The sequence below is a fragment of the Mesorhizobium carmichaelinearum genome, from assembly GCF_900199455.1.
Taxonomy (GTDB): domain Bacteria; phylum Pseudomonadota; class Alphaproteobacteria; order Rhizobiales; family Rhizobiaceae; genus Mesorhizobium; species Mesorhizobium carmichaelinearum.
Genome location: NZ_FZQR01000008.1, coordinates 33,469 through 49,246 on the forward strand (window position 1 = coordinate 33,469; position 15,778 = coordinate 49,246).

Genomic DNA, 15,778 nt, shown 5'->3' on the forward strand with positions numbered 1-15,778 from the left:
TTGCGTGAACCAGCGATGTTCAGCTAGCGTCGGGCGCCGGCCACGGCGCGGCGCTTGGCCTCGTCGATCAGCATGTTGGCCACCTGCATGCGGATCATGGCGCGCTGGCGCAGATGCGGGGCGACGCGATCGGGATGGTTGGAGAAAGCAAAGCTGCGGCGCATGCGGCCGAAATCGGCCGCACTCTTGGGCAGGTTCAACCCCAATTCGGCTGCGATCGATTCAGGATCGATCGGCGGCAGCTTTTCCTCGGGCTTCGGGTCCTCGGCAGCAAGAGCCAGTTTGGCGTGTTCGAGCAAGGCGGCGAATTCGCTCGCCAGATCGGCACCGGCCTCACGGTATTCGGCGGCGGATACCTTGATGCGGCCGGAATGGAGTTCATCGGCGACCGAGAGATAGTCGAACGGAATGGACGGACGCGCGCCGGCCTCGTCGCCCTCTATGCCGTCGCCCTTGTCGGAGGCGACGAAGAGGTCGTCGAGCAGCGAAGCGAAATCACGCTTGGCGCTGGTAGCGATGTCAGCCTCCCCCTTGCCTGACTGTCAGGTTTCCAGACCATAGAACCGGCTCGTTAAAAATACATAGCACCGATCTTAATGAATTTAGTTTTCTAAGGATCGCGACCGGTTCTCAACAAAAAGCCGGACTGCACTTTCATGCAGCCCGGAAATTCGCCAGGAGTGGCGAGGAAAAACTGGCCATGAGCCAGCGTCGAAGCCTACGGTTCGTGCGGCGCGGAAGTTTCACCGGGGAGCCAAAAAAATTTTATGAAAATCATCCGGACATAGCAGGCATGCAAATGCTGCACTGCACAATTGTCACGATTCACCTATATTGGCAGGCGTGGAGGACCAACCAGGAGCCTGAATCATGGGTTTCTTCACGGAAATGTTCGCCCGGCCGCGCCCGCAGGAACATCTGAGATACCGCGCGGCGCTCGCGCTGCTTCACTCGATGAGCAATGCCGACCGCGCCGATATCGGCATCAAGCCCGCCGATTTTCCGCGCGTCGCCCGCGAAATGTCCATTCGCTGAATGCATCTCGCGAGATGTCCCGGACCGATCCGGGACATCTCGAAGTCTGATTTCTCAACGCGATCCCAAAAATGTCGCCTTGCCCAGCGGCACGCCATTGTGACGAAGGATGTCGTAAGCGGTGGTGACGTGAAAATAGAAGTTGGGCATGGCCACATGCAGCAGGTACTGCATGCCGCTCAACGTTGTTTCGCGTCCGCCGAGTTTCAGTTCGATCGCTTTGTCGTCGGAACCGTCAATATCGGCGGCCGAGAAAGTCGCCAGAAGCGCGAGCGTCTTGGCGATTCTCGCCTCGAGGTCGGCGAAGCTTGCCTCATTGTCCTCGTATTTCGGCACGTCGCGGCCGGCCAGCCGCGAGGGCGCCCCCTTGGCATGGTCGGTGGCAATCTGCACCTGCCGGGTCAAGGCGAACATGTCGGGCGCAAGCCGCGCTGTCAAAAACACCTGCGGGTCGATCTTGCGGTCAAGCGCATTTTGTTCGGCGGCCGCCAGTACACTGGAAAGTGCTTTCAGCCTGGCTGAAAACACGGGCACGGATGCCTCATACATCGATATCGTCACGTCAGATCTCCTGTCCGGTCGGAACGCCGGCGGAGCGACGTAGCGCCTCCCCACACGATTCTTCAAGCACCGAGGGCTCCGCGTCACCACGGCGCCGCAATCGCTATGGTAGAATTTCCGTTATCGAGCGGAGATTCCCGATGAGACGCGTCCTTCTCGCAGCGACTGCCCTTTTCTCCCTTGCCATATCCGGCCAAACGGCGCTGGCCGCCGACGACACCCCCGAAGCGCCCTATGTCGATGACCGTTCGAGCGCCGAGGCGGTCATCCGCTCGCTCTACAGCGCCATCAACCGGCACGAATTCGCCCGGGCCTGGGGTTATTATGGCGATGCAAAGCCGGCTAAAGACTTCGACAGTTTCGTCAAGGGCTATGACGGTACAGACAAGGTCGAGGTCGCGACGGGCGCCATTTCAGACGAGGGTGCCGCCGGCAGCATCTTCTACAACGTTCCGGTCGCCATCCGCGCCACGGACAAGAGCGGCGGCGAAAAAGTTTTCGCCGGCTGCTACACGCTGCGTCAGGTGAATGCCCAGATCCAGGCGGCGCCGCCCTTCGATCCGATCCACATCGAAAAAGGGGCGCTGAAACCCTCAACCGCCGATTTCGAGGAGGCGCTGCCGCCAAGCTGCGGCGACGGCCCGCCGCCGCCGAAGAAGGATGTGGCGTTGGAGCAGGCCAAGAAGGCTTTCCTGGCGACATATGGCGACCAATGCGACAAGGACCTACTGGCTACTGAGCCGGACGTCTTTTCGATCAAATACAAGGACAAGGACGCACAGCCCGGCGACCCCGACAAGGAAACAAGGCTGTTCCATTTCTCCTGTTCGGTCGCGGCCTACAATGAAAGTTCGATCTACTACATGACCGACGAATTGTCTGAAGTGCGGCAATTGCAGTTCGCCGAACCCAAGATGGACATCCGCTACGAGAACAATGACAGCGACGGCAAATTGCTGGGCATGAGCATCGTCGGCTTCGAGACGACCGGCTGGGCGGTCAATTCCGACTATGATGCTGACACCCATACGATCACCACCTTCAACAAGTGGCGTGGCGTTGGCGACGCCTCCGATTCGGGAACCTATCTGTTCCGAAATGGCGATTTCTCGCTGGTCCAGTATGACGTCGATGCGTCCTATGATGGCGAGGAGAACCCACAGACGGTCGTCGACTACAACACCGCGCCTTGAGCGCTGAGGGGACAAGCAGCGTCGATCAAGGCGCCTTCGACAGCATCCAGTTCAGCGTGCCGCGCCAGTCGACCATGCGGATCGGCGTGCCATGCGTGCCGGTCTCGAAGCGGACGAAGCGGGTCGGATAGGGATAGGCTTTCGACCTGGCGATGATGGAACGAAAGAAGGCTTCCTGGTTCGCAATGGGAAAGACCACGTCATGGCTGCCCTGGCCGAAGAAGACCGGGACATGACGCCTGAAGGCGGGACTGGCGAGGAAACTGTCGTCCCACAGCGATCCGAGCAGCAACATGCCGTTGATGCGCCGGCCGGTATCGTTGCGCGCGGCAAGCTTCCAGCACAGGGAACCGCCCATCGAGCCACAGGCGACGAAGATCTTCGCGCCCGGCGACTGTTCGGCATAGTGATCGATCAAGGCCGCGACCTGTGCGGCGCCCTTGTCGCCGAAATCGGGGAAATCCGGCGAGAGATAAAGCCCGCCATTGCCGGCCATCAAATTCTTGAGGCGGTTGAAATTGCCGCCGAAGGTGAAGTCGTCGACGCCCTGCTTGCGGCTGCCGCCCTGCCCGTGCAGGTAAAGCACGATGATGGCGGCACCCTCGGTCTTGCCGACCGCGACGTGCCTGACATCGCCGGCGTCGGTCTTCAGCATCAGATCCTGCTGCACTTTGCGCACGCTGGTGTCGGTGTATTGCGGGTGCACGCGCTTTTCCGGCACCTCGTCGCGCTGGTTGATGTCGCGAATCTCGCGATAGTCGATGACCGTGTAGGCGCCGTTGCTGTCGGATGAGAGCGTAGCCGGATAGGCGAAGAGATCGTCCTTGAAGGGTTTTAGTTCGAGCGCATCGGCTTGGCCGGCAAGGCAAAGAACAAATACCGCAGCCAGAAAGGCGTGAAATGGGGAAAGAAAACGAGAAGCCATATCGCAGGCTTGCGTAATTCGGCCTGGGTTTGTCAATCCTGCAGCACGCCGCCGGCGCCTTCGAGCGCCTCACGGGTGTCGACATCGACGGACGCGCCCTCGCCGATTTCGACGTCGATGACGTCGAGCCCCTCGGCCTCGACCAGATGGCGTGCGCCGGTATCGCCTTCGAGATGAGCGATGGCCGGGAACAGCGAGCGTGGCAAAAGCACCGGGTTGCCACGCTTGCCCTGATGCGAGGCGCGGACCACGGAATTGCCGCCGGCCTTGCGGAAGGCATCGATCAGCCGGTCGAGATCGTCTGACACAACGCCAGGCATGTCGCCGAGAACGATCATCGCGCCGGCGATGTCTTCGGGCAGATAGGCAATACCGGCCTTCAGTGAGGTCGACAGGCCATCGGCGAAATCGGGATTGTCGGCGAAGGTCACATCCAGCCCTGCCAACGCAGCGCGCACGCGCTCGCGCTGATGGCCGGTGACGACGATCGTGCCGGACGCCTTCGATCCGAGCGCGCGTTCGGCGGTGCGGCGCACCAGCGGCTTGCCGTCGAACAGCGCCATGAGCTTGTTCGGTCCGCCCATGCGGCTTGACCGGCCAGCCGCCAGAAGCACGATGGCGACCTTGAGCCGGCTCTTGGCCGGCAGCGGTTCGCGCGGCTGCGGCCGCGTCGGGATTTCCATCAGCAGCCCTCCGACCCCCATGCCGGCGATGTCCTTCGCGGTGACGTCGAGACCGGCAACCAAACGGTCGAGCACCCAGTCGAAGCCGTTTTCCTTGGGGCTGCGGGCGCAGCCGGGCGCACCGATGACCCGCTTGCCGTCGAGTGTGCCTAGCACCAGCAGATTGCCGGGATCGACCGGCATGCCGGCGCGGATAACAGTTCCGCCCGCCATTTCGATCGCCGCCGGAACGACATCGGCGAAATCGCTCATCGCCGAGGCGCCGAAGATCACCACCATGTCATTGTCGCGCGCCAGCGAGGCGGCAGCCTCCGCCACGGGCCTGATCTCGTGCGGCGTGCGGCGCTCCGCCGTCAACCTGCCACCGGAGCGCGCCAGGCGCGCTTCGGTGACGCGCAATGTCTTGTCCAGCACGCTGGGCTTGATGCCTGGCAGGACCGTCTGGATCACACCGACGCGCACCGGCTGATAGGCGTTGACGGCAAAGATCTCGCCGCCGGCGCAGATTTTCATCACAGTGTCGACCAAGGTGGAGGCGACAGCGAAGGGGATGATCTTCACCGTCGCCACCATCTGACCCTTTTCGACCGGAGCATGCTGCGCCAGCGTGGCAAGGGTGATGGCGGGATCGACGGCGTTGATGGCGTCGATCATCGCAGCATCGACCGTGAAGATGCCTGATGCCTTGGCGTGGAGATTGACCCGGCCGGTGGCGGCGGGCCTGGCCTCGATGCCGCCGAAAATCATGCTCTCGGCAATTCTTTGCGCTGCGGCGTCCTCGCCGAGATCGTCCGAGGAAAGCACGGCGGCAACGACCTGCGAGATCCCTGCCCGCTTGAGTATGGAGACGTCTTCGGCACTCAGCCTGTGCGCCTTGCGAAAGCGCTTTTCGCCGGCAGTGGTGGCATGCGCCAGCACCGCGCCTTCGGCCTCTTCAATCGCAACCGGACCGAATTTCACGCCACTGCGCCTTTGGTGTCGAGGCCGCGCGAGCGGAAGGCGTAGATGGTCTGCGCCAGCACCGCCACAGCGATCTCGGCGGGGCTAGCGGCACCAATATCGAGCCCGATCGGCGCATGGATACGTGCGATCTGCTCAGCACTCGCGCCCAGTGCCAGCAGGCGCTCAACGCGCTTGGCGTGCGTCTTGCGGCTGCCAAGCGCCCCGACATAGAAGCAGTTGGCGTCGAGCGCCGCCTTCAGCGCGAAATCGTCGATCTTCGGGTCATGGGTGACGGCGGCAAGCGCGGTGTAGCTGTCGAGCGGCTGGCGCTTCAGCACATCTTCCGGCCACTCGGCATGCAGAGCGACATCGGGAAAACGATCCGGCGTGGCAAAGGCGGTGCGCGGATCGATGATCTCCAGCGGATAGCCGGCAATCCTGGCCATCGGCGCCAGCGCCTGGCTGATATGGACGGCGCCGATCACCACGAGGCGCGGCTGCGGCAGATGCGCGTTGAGAAAGAAGGTTCGCCCTTCCGCTTCGACGGAACCGGAATTGCCCGATCGAAATGCCCTAGCGGTCGCGGCTCCGAGATCGCCGGCGACCTGGTCGCCTTCGCGCACAATGCGATCGCGACCATCACCGAGATCGGTAACGAGGATCGCCGCGCGGCGGGCGCGGCGCTCAGCATTCAAAGTTTTTAGGGCGTATGGATCCATCTGAGATCAGCCCAACCGCTCGACATACACCTTGATGCGACCGCCGCAGGACAGGCCGACCTGCCAGGCGGTTTCGTCGGCGACGCCGAATTCGAGCATTTTGGCTTTTCCTGAACCGATGACGTCGACCGCCTCGCTCACCACCGCACCCTCGACGCAACCGCCCGAGACCGAGCCATGGAAATTGCCTTCGGCATCGATGACCAGATGGCTGCCGACCGGCCTCGGCGCCGAACCCCAGGTCTCGACCACAGTGGCAATGGCGACATCCTTGCCGTCCTTCATCCAGCCTTCCGCGATAATCAGCGGGTCGCGGGCCTCATCGAGATAGATGCTGTCGTCCATGATCGCTTCTCTCAGAGTCTGTTTTTCCGATGGATAAACATATGGCTATGCGGCGTGCTTCGCGCCAGCATCCATCCATCGCCGCGGATCGACGGATTGTGTCGACTTCTTGTCCAGCGAAGCGCAGAGATCGGCGAGCGCATTGAGATTGTGAACCGAGCGGAATTCGTCGACATGCGGCAGCATCGCCTTGACGCCGCGCGCACGCGCCTGAAAGCCGTCGAAGCGCAGCAACGGGTTCAGCCAGATCAGCCGCCGGCAGGATTTGTGCAGCCGCTCCATCTCCTCCGAAAGGCCGGCGACGTCGTCACGCTCCAGCCCGTCGGTGATCAGAAGCACGACCGCGCCCTGCCCCAGCACGCGCCGCGACCAGATCAGGTTGAATTCGGCCAGCGTGTCGCCGATGCGTGTGCCGCCCGACCAGTCCTTCACCGTCGCCGAACAGTCGGCAAGGGCGGCATCGGGATCGCGGTGGCGCATCTGCCGGGTCAGATTGGTCAGCCGCGTGCCGAAGACGAAGGTATGGACGCGGCGGCGTTTTTCCGTCAGCGCATGCAGGAAATGCAGGAAGATGCGCGTGTACTGGCTCATCGAGCCCGAAATGTCGGCCAGCACCACCAGCGGCGGGTGGACCTCGCGGGCCGAGCGGAATTTCGGCAGGATCAGTTCGCCGCCGGTGCGCGCGGCGGAGCGCATCATGGCGCGCGGGTCGATGCGGCGGCCATGCGCATCAGCCTTGAAGCGCCTGGTCCGCACCATGTCGAAAGGCAATCGCAGCTCGGCGATGGCTTTCTTGGCATCGGCCATTTCCGCAGCGTTCATCTGGGCAAAGTCCTTGCCGCGCAACACCTCGTTGCCGGAAAAGGTGAAGCGGGCATCGACCTCGATCTCAGGGACTTCCTGCGGTGGCTGGTTCTTCTGATGGCCTTCGAACATCGCCTGGCTGACGCGGTTTTCGGCCGCGCGCGGCTTCTGCTTCTCCTTGGCGTCAGGCGCCACCGGCGAAAACATCGCCAGCAGTTTCTCGATCAGTTCGCGCGATTTCCAGAACAGTCTAAAGGCTTCGTCGAAGACCGGGTGATCCTCGTGCCTGGACACCAGCACCGCGTGCAGCGTCCAGTAGAAATCGTCACGCGAGCCGATGCCGGCGGCCAACACCGCCTCGATGGCATCCTTGACCGAGGCCGGCCCGACTCGCATGCCGGCCTTGCGCAAGGTGCGGGCGAAATAGACGATGTTGTCGGCGATGCGTCCGTCCGCCGTCGCCTCTCTGGGGTCGGCCTCTTTGGGGTAAGCACCCGGCGCCGTCATCGTGCTACTCCGCCGCCGCGAGCTCGGCCTTGACCTCGTCGAGGATGCGCCGGCCCTCGCCCGCGCCGATGCGGGCGATGTCGTCCTGGTATTTCAACAGCACGCCGATCGTGTCGGACACGGTTTCGGGATCGAGCGCCACCTTGTCGAGTTCGGTCAGCGCGCCGGCCCAGTCGATGGTTTCGGCAACGCCCGGCACCTTGAACAGCTCGATCTGGCGCAGCTTCTGGATGAAGGAGACCACCTCCGCCGAAAGCCGCTGGTTGGCTTGCGGCACCTTGCGGCGCACGATCTCCAACTCGCGCTCGGCATTGGGATAGTCGACCCAGTGGTAAAGGCAGCGCCGCTTCAGCGCGTCGTGGATCTCGCGGGTACGGTTGGTGGTGATGATGACGATCGGCGGCTCTTCGGCCTTGATGGTGCCAAGTTCGGGCACCGTCACCTGGTAGTCGGACAGGATTTCGAGCAGGAAGGCTTCGAAGGCTTCGTCGGTGCGGTCGAGCTCGTCAATCAGGAAGACCGGGGCCGCCCCCATCTTGCCGGTCAGCGCATCGAGCACCGGGCGGCGGATCAGGTATTTTTCCGAGAAGACGTTGCGCTCCATGGCGGAGCGGTCGACCTTGCCCGCCGCCTCCTCCATGCGGATCTCGATCATCTGCGCGGCGTAATTCCACTCATAAACAGCAGACGAAACGTCTAGCCCTTCATAACACTGCAGGCGGATAAGCCGGCGGCCAAGCGCCCCAGCCAACACCTTGGCGATCTCGGTCTTGCCGACGCCGGCCTCGCCCTCGAGGAACAAGGGCCGGTTCATGCGCAACGACAGGAAAAGCACGGTCGCCAGCGACCGGTCGGCCACATAATCCGCGCCGGTCAGAAGATCGAGCGTCTCGTCGATCGTCCGCGGTATGGGGCGCGGTTTCAGTTCGGTCATTCTTTCTCCGTGAACGCCGCCGCTCCGCTGTCCAGGACATGGTAGCCGCGGGCGTGGTAGATCAGCGGCCGCAAATTATCGCCCATGCGCAAGCCTGTCACCTTGCCAAAAAGCACACGATGGGTGGCCAGGTCCTTGGTGTCGATCAGCTCGCAGTCGAACACCGCAAGCGCGCCCTTCAGCGTCGGCGCACCGGTAGCGATCACGTCCCATTCGCCGAGCGCGAAACGCTCCTCGATCGGCAGGCCGGTGATGCCGGAAAAGCCGATCGACAACGGCTCCTGGTGCGAGGCCAGCGTGTTCAGGGCGAACCGGCCGTTTTTCACGAACAGCTCATTCTTGGCATTCTCGCGGTTGAGACAGACCAGAATGGTCGGCGGCGTGTCCGACACCGAACAGGCAGCGATCACCGTCGTGCCACGCTTGCCGGCGGGTCCATCGGTGGTGACCACATGGACGTGACCGGCAAAATGGCTCATCGCGTCGCGATAGGCCTGCGGCCCAATGTCGTTCTTCTTCAGCACCGGAATTTTCCACAACCAGAAACCCTAGCGCTATATATGGCCAGACATGACATGCCACAAGCGAAGTGCTTGGCCCATATCCGCAAATTCGCGTGTTGCACCAAGGCCGGGCAGCCTTTAGGTCTTGGCGGGAATTGGCGCCCGCGCTGTTGTCGCGGGCTTGGGAGGAACTCTTCGGCAGGATGCGACCCGGGGCAACGATATCCGCCGCGCTGGCCTGGCTGTTCCTGGCCGGCGCCGCCAGCGCCCAGACGCTCACGATCGGCGTCGCCGCGCCCCTGTCGGGACCATCGGCCATCCTCGGCAAGCAGATCGAGGCCGGCACCGGGCTGGCGGCGCAAGCAGACGGCATCGAACTCAAAACCGTGGACGATGCCTGCACCGCCGATGGCGGTGCTGCCGCGGCCAGGGATTTTGCCGCAGCCAAGGTCAGTGTCGTGGTCGGCTTCCTCTGCACCGATGCGATCGAGGCAGCGATGCCGATCCTCGAGGACGCCAACATCCCGGTCATCACCGTCGGCGTGCGCACCGAAAGCCTGACCGATCGCCGCGCCAAGACCGGCTGGCCGGTCTATCGCCTCGGGCCGCGCGGCGATGATGAGCGCAACGCTGTTGCCTCCACCCTCACCCGGCTGTGGCAGAACGAGCTGTTCGCCATTATCGATGACGGCACCATCTATGGCCGCGAGATGGCCGAGACCTTTCGCGCGGCGGCGGAGCAAGCGGCGCTGAAACCGGTGTTCGTCGACACATTCCGGCCGCAGCTCGACAACCAGATCGGCCTGGTCGGGCGGCTGAAGAAAGCCGGCGCCACGCATGTCTTTGCCGGCGGCGACGGCGACGACATCGCCATTATGGGGCGCGATGCAGCACAGCTCCAGGCCGGCATCGTTTTTGCCGGCGGCGAAAACCTGCGCACGCCGCCCGGCGACGTGCCTTATGCGACGGGCACGCTGATGATCGCGCCGCCCGAATGGGCCAATGTCGCCGACGCAAAGGTGCTGGAAAGCTTCTCTGCGCAAAAGATCGTGCCGGACGGCTACACGCTGCCGGCCTATGCGGCTGTCGAGATCGCCAAGGCGGCGTCGGCCTTGTCCGGAAGCTCAGGCAAGCCACTGACCGAGGCGCTGACCGGGCATGATTTCACCACGGCGATCGGACCGATCCGCTTCGACGCCAAGGGCGACCTCAGCCAGAGCCCTTACCGTGTCTTCCGCTTCGACGACACGCGCTTCGTGCCCTTGGAAAGCAACTGATGTTCCGCACCGGCCCGCGCAATCTGATCACCGACGTTGCCGGCCTGCGCGTCGGCAATTCTTCCGACGCCAGGCTGAAGTCCGGCGTGACTACCGTGTTGTGCGACGAGCCGGCGGTGGCCGGTGTGCAGATCCTGGGCGGCGCGCCGGGCACGCGCGAGACGGACCTGCTCGAACCGCACAATTCGGTCGAGGCGGTGCATGCGGTGGTGCTGTCGGGCGGTTCGGCTTTCGGCCTCGACGCCGCGTCCGGCGTGCAGGCGGCGCTGCGCGAACGCGGCATCGGCTTCGAGGTGGGCGGCTTTCGCGTGCCGATCGTGCCGGCGGCGATCCTGTTCGACCTGCGCAATGGCGGCGACAAGGACTGGGGGCGTTATCCACCCTACCGCGACCTCGGCTATGAAGCAGCGCAATCCGCTGCCGGCGATTTCCAGCTCGGCACGGCGGGTGCCGGCACCGGTGCGCTGACCGCGGGGCTGAAGGGCGGCCTGGGTTCCGCCTCGACGCTGCTGGACAGTGGCGTCACCATCGGTGCACTGGCCGCCGTCAACCCGACCGGATCGGTGACCGTCAGCCGCACTCGGCATTTCTGGGCGGCACCCTTCGAAATCGGCGATGAATTCGGCGGGCATGGCTATCCCTCGCCGATGCCGGACGATGCCAGGCGTATCTTGCTGAAATATCGCGACAAGCAGGCAGGCAAGCAGATGGAAACCGGCGGTAACACCACCATCGCCGTCATCGCCACTGACGCGGTCCTCACCAAGGCAGCCGCGAAACGCCTGGCAATGTCGGCGCATGACGGCTTCGTGCGCGCCATCTGGCCGACGCATACGCCGGCCGACGGCGACCTGGTGTTCGCGCTGGCAACGGGAACCAGTGGCATCCGGCTCGAAGCCGATGCGGCAATCGACCTTTATGCCGCGGCCGGCGCCACCATGGCACGCGCCATCAGCCGCGGCGTGTTTGCCGCGACGCCGGCCGACAAGGATCTGTTTCCCGTCTGGTCGTCGCGTTTGGGCTGAATCGATCGATCAGACCGGATCGGATTTTTCTTCCTCGAACATCACCGCGACGTCGGAATTTGCCGCCAGCCACACCTTCTTGCCATCGACCTCGGCAACCAGCGCCAGAGGAATGTAGTGGTGATGACCCTTGTGAGCGCCCTCGCCGCTGTCGGCCTTGGTCAACTTGATGCGCTGGCCGTCGACTTTGTCGACAGTGCCGACATGCACGCCATCGGCGCCGACGACTTCCATATGCTCACGAATTTTACTGGTGTCGGTCATGGTGGTTCTCCATTGGGACTGCCGACAATAACAAATGACAAGCCGATTGGATGCATCGGCTTGTCAGCCGCACGACGTTTTGATTCGGCCGTGCTAGGGGATTGCAAAGATCGCGGCTGCTGGGGGAAGAACCGATGCGAATGCTTATTTTGTTTGCCGTTTCCCTGGCCGTCCAGTTTGCGGCGTCAATTGCCCACGCTGGCGATGTCGCCGAGCTTGAGATCCTTGGCTTCACCAAGGACGGTGGCGTGTTCGCCTTCGAGGAATACGGTGTCCAGGACGGGTCGGGCTTTCCCTATGCCAACCGCTATTACATCGACACGAGCACCGACAGCTTTCTCAAGGGCACGCCGATCCGGGTCCGGCTCGACGACGAGAACGCCAAACTGGACGCGGCGCGCCTTCAGGCCCGGCAAAAGGGTGAGGCCATTGTCGGCCAGGCAGAACTCAGCGCCAACCGCGGCATCACCGCCGGTTTCAACCCGGTGACCGAGCTTTCGGCCGATCCGCACCGCATAGTGGTCAATCCGCGGCCGATCTTTTCTCCGGTCGACCAACCGCTCGAGTTCCGGCTGGACGAGATCGGCATGATCAACACCGAAGGCTGCGACAGCCAGGGCGAGATCAATGGCTTCCGGCTGCTGCACGTCGAGGCGCAGGATGGCGGTGCCACCAAATTGTTGCACGAGGATAAGTCGATCCCCAAGAGTCGCGGCTGCCCGAACGGCTATCGCATCGGTGCGGTCCAGACATTTTCGATGGATAGTCTCAGTGCCTATGCCGTGCTGATCGCGGTCCGCCAATATGGCTTCGAGGGGCCGGACTTCCGCTGGATCGCCGTGACCGGCCGCCTGTGAGCACGCACGGCGCCATACTCAGCCGCAATGTGAACCACGTCTGCCGCGCCTTGCCGGGGTGGCGCGCGACGCTTTTCGGCTCGCTGGTGTGGGGCGTGACGATGGGCGCCAGCGCGCTGATCAACCTGTTGCTGGATCATTGGGTGACGCCGGATAGAATCCGCATTGTGTCGCTGCTGTTTGCGGGTGGCGGCGCCCTCGCCTTTCCGCTTGGCCTGTTCGCGGCACGGCTGGTTTCGCTCGGAAGAGGCCGGGAAGCCGCCTTCGCGGCGGCAATGGTGTGCCTTGCCGCCGCGACGATCGGGGTGACCGCCGGGCTCTATGCCTTGCAGTACCGGTCCTACTACGCCGAATGGCATGCGCCCGTCTTCACCCTCACCTGGGGGTTTCAGCTTGCCTTCACGATGGCGGTGGCGTCCTACCAGTTCGTGGTACTGGGCATCCGGCTCTATTTTCCGCTCGGTTTTATCGCCTTGTTTGCCGCCAGCCTCTGGTTTGCACTGCAGCGGCGTTGAGCATTTTGTCCGCCTCTGTTAGGACGCGGGCTAACCCAGAGCGGTTCAGCGTTTGGTAGAACCGCCGACCCGCTCTAACTCCTTCTTTTTCGCAATTCCGGACGGAAAACCGCTGCGCACTTTTCCTGGATTGCTCTAGATACATCAGGACTGACCGATGATCCCTCGCTATTCCCGGCCGGAAATGGTCGCCATCTGGTCGCCCGAAACCCGGTTTCGCATCTGGTTCGAAATCGAGGCCCATGCCTGTGATGCGCTGGCCGAACTCGGCGTCATCCCCAAGGAAGCGGCCAAAACCATCTGGGAAAAGGGCGGTGCCGCGAAATTCGACGTCGAGAAGATCGACGAGATCGAGCGCGTCACCAAGCATGACGTGATCGCCTTCCTGACCCATCTCGCCGAATTCGTCGGACCGGACGCGCGCTTCATCCACCAGGGCATGACTTCTTCGGATGTTTTGGACACCTGCTTTGCCGTCCAGCTTACCCGCGCCAGCGATATCCTGCTCGCCGACATTGACGGCCTGCTTGCCGCGCTCAAGCGTCGCGCCTTCGAGCACAAGGACACCGTCACCATCGGCCGCAGCCACGGCATCCACGCCGAACCGACAACCTTCGGCATCAAGCTGGCGCAGGCCTATGCCGAATTCTCGCGCTGCCGCGAGCGGCTGGTGCATGCGCGGGAGGATATCGCAACCTGCGCCATTTCCGGGGCGGTCGGCACCTTCGCCAACATCGAACCCTATGTCGAGGAGCATGTGGCGGCGAAACTCGGGCTGAAGCCGGAGCCGGTCTCGACGCAGGTCATCCCGCGCGACCGCCACGCCATGTTCTTTGCCACGCTTGGGGTCATCGCCTCGTCGATGGAGCGGCTGGCGACCGAGATCCGGCATCTGCAGCGCACCGAGGTGCTGGAAGCCGAAGAGTATTTTTCGCCGGGGCAAAAAGGTTCGTCGGCGATGCCGCACAAGCGCAATCCGGTGCTGACGGAAAACCTCACCGGCCTTGCCCGCATGGTCCGCTCCATGGCGCTGCCGGCGATGGAGGATGTGGCGCTCTGGCACGAGCGCGACATCTCGCACTCCTCGGTCGAGCGCATGATCGGCCCGGACGCCACGGTGACGCTCGATTTCGCGCTGTCACGGCTGACCGGGGTCGTCGACAAGCTGGTCGTCTATCCCGAGAATATGCTGAAGAACATGAACAAGTTCCGCGGCCTAGTGCATTCGCAGCGCGTGATGCTGGCGCTGACGCAGGCCGGCCTGTCACGCGAAGACTCCTACCGGCTGGTGCAGCGCAACGCCATGAGAGTTTGGGAACAAGGCGCTGATTTCCTTGAGGAACTTTTGGCCGACAAGGAAGTGACCGCGGCACTGCCGGAGGCCGAGATCCGCGAGAAATTCGACCTAGGCTACCACACCAAGCATGTCGATACGATTTTTAGGCGGGTGTTCGGGGAAGCCTGAGCTTTCCTTCTCCCCGTTTATGGGGAGGTGAGGAGTGGTCCGCACAGCGGACGAAAAGCCAATTGCTTGGCTTTTCGAACGACGAACGCCCGAAGGGCGGATGAGGGGCAGCGCCGACGTCGGCGACGATCGCACCCATCCACGCTTTGACAATTTCACAACTTGGCGCCGCCCCTCATTGCCCTGCCGGGCATTTCTCCCCGTATAGTGACGGGGAGAAAGAAGCTGTGCCGACGTCCAATCACGCCCTTCCAGGAACAGTCCTGATCAGCGTGCCCCACGGATCCTCACGGATCGTTTCCTTGCTCACATTGTCCGAACGCATCTCGACCCAGGCAAGCCCCGAGCGGCTTGGATCGCGCCGGCCGGCACCGGCACTGTGCCAGGAATTCCCGCCAATGTGGTGATGATAACCGCCGGACGACAGGAACACCGCCTGGCCGCCATATTTGGCCACCGTGTCGAAGCCGAATTCCTGGTTCCACCAGGCCTCAGCCTCTTCCGGCCTGCCGACACGCAGATGGACATGGCCAACGATGCTGTTCTGCGGCGCGCCTTGCCAGCCGGCATCGCCTGCCGGGACTTCGGCGACAATGGACGGAATATTCAGCCGCTCGGTCGCCATCGCGATTTTGTCGCCGTTCCATTTCCAGTCCTGCGGACGGCGGTCGGCATAGATCTCGATGCCGTTGCCTTCGGGATCGGTCAGGTACAGCGCTTCGCTGACCAGATGGTCCGAAGCCCCCTCGATGGCGATCTTGTCTGATATGGCGTGGTTGATCCAGCGACCGAGATCGGCGCGGCTGGGCAGCAGGAAAGCGGTGTGGAACAGACCGGCGCTGCGCGGATCGTCCGGCTTGGCCGAAGGATCAGCCTCGATCACCAGCAACGGACGGCTGCCAGCCCCCAACGTGATCGCGCCATCGGCACGGCTCAACTCCTGCAGGCCGACGACCCGGCGGTAATAGGCAGCGAGGCTTTCGGCATCACGCGCCTTCAGCCCGACGCGGGCAACGCTCACCGGCGTGGTGGCGGCAAATGGCAGTTCGCTCATCATTGTCTCCGTTGCGGCCACGCTCGACGAAGCTCCCAAAGCCAGGAACCCGGCGCCGCCGATCATTGTACGTCGTGTCAGCGCCAAAATCCGGTCCTCCACGGCTGTTTCTCTCCTGACGACAGATCGTCTATCGCGATCGTTCACACAAGACAGCGAAATGCGAACAT

At 63.1% G+C, this 15,778-nt stretch carries 18 protein-coding genes; 7 read left to right on the forward strand and 11 right to left on the reverse strand.

Translation table 11 applies throughout. The features are described 5' to 3' along the window. Positions 1 to 23 precede the first annotated feature (23 nt). Positions 24 to 485 (reverse strand): hypothetical protein, encoded by a 462-nt coding sequence (locus CKW40_RS19095; protein ID WP_095201446.1) that lies wholly within the window; start codon positions 483 to 485, stop codon positions 24 to 26. Positions 486 to 870: 385 nt separating this feature from the next. Here CKW40_RS19095 and CKW40_RS19100 point away from each other — a divergent pair, with 385 nt between their 5' ends. Further along, entirely contained in the window at positions 871 to 1,035 is a 165-nt protein-coding gene (locus CKW40_RS19100) for a hypothetical protein (protein WP_080511763.1), read from the forward strand. A 54-nt stretch (positions 1,036 to 1,089) separates the two neighbouring features. Here the strand turns inward: CKW40_RS19100 and CKW40_RS19105 are convergent, their stop codons facing one another. Beyond that, entirely contained in the window at positions 1,090 to 1,596 is a 507-nt protein-coding gene (locus CKW40_RS19105) for a DUF1993 domain-containing protein (protein ID WP_095201447.1), read from the reverse strand. A 140-nt stretch (positions 1,597 to 1,736) separates the two neighbouring features. On the opposite strand from CKW40_RS19105, the gene CKW40_RS19110 reads away from it, so the two are divergent. Further along, complete coding sequence (locus CKW40_RS19110; RefSeq protein WP_095201448.1) at positions 1,737 to 2,789, forward strand: DUF1176 domain-containing protein; 1,053 nt, start codon at positions 1,737 to 1,739, stop codon at positions 2,787 to 2,789. A 25-nt stretch (positions 2,790 to 2,814) separates the two neighbouring features. Here the strand turns inward: CKW40_RS19110 and CKW40_RS19115 are convergent, their stop codons facing one another. Genes CKW40_RS19115 through CKW40_RS19145 form a run of 7 tightly spaced genes read right to left on the reverse strand, consistent with a single transcriptional unit; the run spans position 2,815 to position 9,172 of the window. Further along, complete coding sequence (locus CKW40_RS19115) at positions 2,815 to 3,714, reverse strand: alpha/beta hydrolase family protein (RefSeq protein ID WP_095201449.1); 900 nt, start codon at positions 3,712 to 3,714, stop codon at positions 2,815 to 2,817. Positions 3,715 to 3,746: 32 nt separating this feature from the next. Then, positions 3,747 to 5,357 carry an NTP transferase domain-containing protein gene (locus CKW40_RS19120; RefSeq protein ID WP_095201450.1) on the reverse strand — a complete coding sequence of 537 codons (1,611 nt, stop codon included), beginning with the start codon at positions 5,355 to 5,357 and terminating at the stop codon, positions 3,747 to 3,749. After that, complete coding sequence (locus CKW40_RS19125; RefSeq protein ID WP_095201451.1) at positions 5,354 to 6,058, reverse strand: XdhC family protein; 705 nt, start codon at positions 6,056 to 6,058, stop codon at positions 5,354 to 5,356. Before CKW40_RS19125 ends, CKW40_RS19120 begins: the two co-directional genes overlap by 4 nt. Before the next feature lie 6 nt (positions 6,059 to 6,064). Continuing rightward, entirely contained in the window at positions 6,065 to 6,403 is a 339-nt protein-coding gene (locus CKW40_RS19130; protein ID WP_095201452.1) for an XdhC family protein, read from the reverse strand. A gap of 45 nt (positions 6,404 to 6,448) precedes the next feature. Then, entirely contained in the window at positions 6,449 to 7,714 is a 1,266-nt protein-coding gene (locus CKW40_RS19135) for a vWA domain-containing protein (RefSeq protein ID WP_095201453.1), read from the reverse strand. A gap of 4 nt (positions 7,715 to 7,718) precedes the next feature. Further along, positions 7,719 to 8,648 carry an AAA family ATPase gene (locus CKW40_RS19140; RefSeq protein WP_095201454.1) on the reverse strand — a complete coding sequence of 310 codons (930 nt, stop codon included), beginning with the start codon at positions 8,646 to 8,648 and terminating at the stop codon, positions 7,719 to 7,721. Beyond that, positions 8,645 to 9,172: a flavin reductase gene (locus CKW40_RS19145; RefSeq protein WP_095201455.1), complete on the reverse strand. Its 528-nt coding sequence runs from the start codon at positions 9,170 to 9,172 to the stop codon at positions 8,645 to 8,647. Before CKW40_RS19145 ends, CKW40_RS19140 begins: the two co-directional genes overlap by 4 nt. 182 nt (positions 9,173 to 9,354) lie before the next feature. Here CKW40_RS19145 and CKW40_RS19150 point away from each other — a divergent pair, with 182 nt between their 5' ends. Together CKW40_RS19150 and CKW40_RS19155 are read left to right on the forward strand one after the other, a co-directional pair. After that, the gene (locus tag CKW40_RS19150; RefSeq protein ID WP_095201685.1) at positions 9,355 to 10,428 is read left to right on the forward strand and encodes a branched-chain amino acid ABC transporter substrate-binding protein; all 1,074 of its coding nucleotides are present in this window, start codon (positions 9,355 to 9,357) and stop codon (positions 10,426 to 10,428) included. Further along, positions 10,428 to 11,453 carry a P1 family peptidase gene (locus tag CKW40_RS19155; protein ID WP_095201456.1) on the forward strand — a complete coding sequence of 342 codons (1,026 nt, stop codon included), beginning with the start codon at positions 10,428 to 10,430 and terminating at the stop codon, positions 11,451 to 11,453. Before CKW40_RS19150 ends, CKW40_RS19155 begins: the two co-directional genes overlap by 1 nt. A 9-nt stretch (positions 11,454 to 11,462) precedes the next feature. Here the strand turns inward: CKW40_RS19155 and CKW40_RS19160 are convergent, their stop codons facing one another. Further along, positions 11,463 to 11,717 carry a DUF2171 domain-containing protein gene (locus tag CKW40_RS19160; protein WP_095201457.1) on the reverse strand — a complete coding sequence of 85 codons (255 nt, stop codon included), beginning with the start codon at positions 11,715 to 11,717 and terminating at the stop codon, positions 11,463 to 11,465. A gap of 134 nt (positions 11,718 to 11,851) precedes the next feature. Between CKW40_RS19160 and CKW40_RS19165 the strand changes: the two genes are divergently transcribed. The 3 genes from CKW40_RS19165 (at position 11,852) to purB (ending at position 14,554) form a co-directional block, all read left to right on the forward strand. Then, positions 11,852 to 12,574: a DUF2259 domain-containing protein gene (locus CKW40_RS19165; protein WP_095201458.1), complete on the forward strand. Its 723-nt coding sequence runs from the start codon at positions 11,852 to 11,854 to the stop codon at positions 12,572 to 12,574. After that, positions 12,571 to 13,089 (forward strand): hypothetical protein, encoded by a 519-nt coding sequence (locus CKW40_RS19170; RefSeq protein WP_179298018.1) that lies wholly within the window; start codon positions 12,571 to 12,573, stop codon positions 13,087 to 13,089. The genes CKW40_RS19165 and CKW40_RS19170 overlap by 4 nt, the downstream gene beginning before the upstream one ends. Before the next feature lie 157 nt (positions 13,090 to 13,246). After that, complete coding sequence (gene purB / locus CKW40_RS19175; protein ID WP_095201459.1) at positions 13,247 to 14,554, forward strand: adenylosuccinate lyase; 1,308 nt, start codon at positions 13,247 to 13,249, stop codon at positions 14,552 to 14,554. Positions 14,555 to 14,795: 241 nt separating this feature from the next. Here purB and CKW40_RS19180 read toward each other — a convergent pair whose 3' ends face one another. Continuing rightward, on the reverse strand, positions 14,796 to 15,608 hold the full coding sequence (locus tag CKW40_RS19180) for a VOC family protein (protein ID WP_095201687.1): 813 nt from the start codon (positions 15,606 to 15,608) through the stop codon (positions 14,796 to 14,798). Positions 15,609 to 15,778 lie beyond the last annotated feature (170 nt).

Excerpts from the sequence above, each read along its gene's own strand:
- CKW40_RS19100 (WP_080511763.1), top strand. The coding sequence starts at position 871 with ATGGGTTTCTTCACGGAAATGTTCGCCCGGCCGCGCCCGCAGGAACAT.
- CKW40_RS19110 (WP_095201448.1), top strand. The coding sequence starts at position 1,737 with ATGAGACGCGTCCTTCTCGCAGCGACTGCCCTTTTCTCCCTTGCCATA.
- CKW40_RS19115 (WP_095201449.1), bottom strand. The coding sequence starts at position 3,714 with ATGGCTTCTCGTTTTCTTTCCCCATTTCACGCCTTTCTGGCTGCGGTA.
- CKW40_RS19125 (WP_095201451.1), bottom strand. The coding sequence starts at position 6,058 with ATGGATCCATACGCCCTAAAAACTTTGAATGCTGAGCGCCGCGCCCGC.
- CKW40_RS19130 (WP_095201452.1), bottom strand. The coding sequence starts at position 6,403 with ATGGACGACAGCATCTATCTCGATGAGGCCCGCGACCCGCTGATTATC.
- CKW40_RS19135 (WP_095201453.1), bottom strand. The coding sequence starts at position 7,714 with ATGACGGCGCCGGGTGCTTACCCCAAAGAGGCCGACCCCAGAGAGGCG.
- CKW40_RS19140 (WP_095201454.1), bottom strand. The coding sequence starts at position 8,648 with ATGACCGAACTGAAACCGCGCCCCATACCGCGGACGATCGACGAGACG.
- CKW40_RS19150 (WP_095201685.1), top strand. The coding sequence starts at position 9,355 with ATGCGACCCGGGGCAACGATATCCGCCGCGCTGGCCTGGCTGTTCCTG.
- CKW40_RS19155 (WP_095201456.1), top strand. The coding sequence starts at position 10,428 with ATGTTCCGCACCGGCCCGCGCAATCTGATCACCGACGTTGCCGGCCTG.
- CKW40_RS19160 (WP_095201457.1), bottom strand. The coding sequence starts at position 11,717 with ATGACCGACACCAGTAAAATTCGTGAGCATATGGAAGTCGTCGGCGCC.
- CKW40_RS19165 (WP_095201458.1), top strand. The coding sequence starts at position 11,852 with ATGCGAATGCTTATTTTGTTTGCCGTTTCCCTGGCCGTCCAGTTTGCG.
- purB (WP_095201459.1), top strand. The coding sequence starts at position 13,247 with ATGATCCCTCGCTATTCCCGGCCGGAAATGGTCGCCATCTGGTCGCCC.
- CKW40_RS19180 (WP_095201687.1), bottom strand. The coding sequence starts at position 15,608 with ATGAGCGAACTGCCATTTGCCGCCACCACGCCGGTGAGCGTTGCCCGC.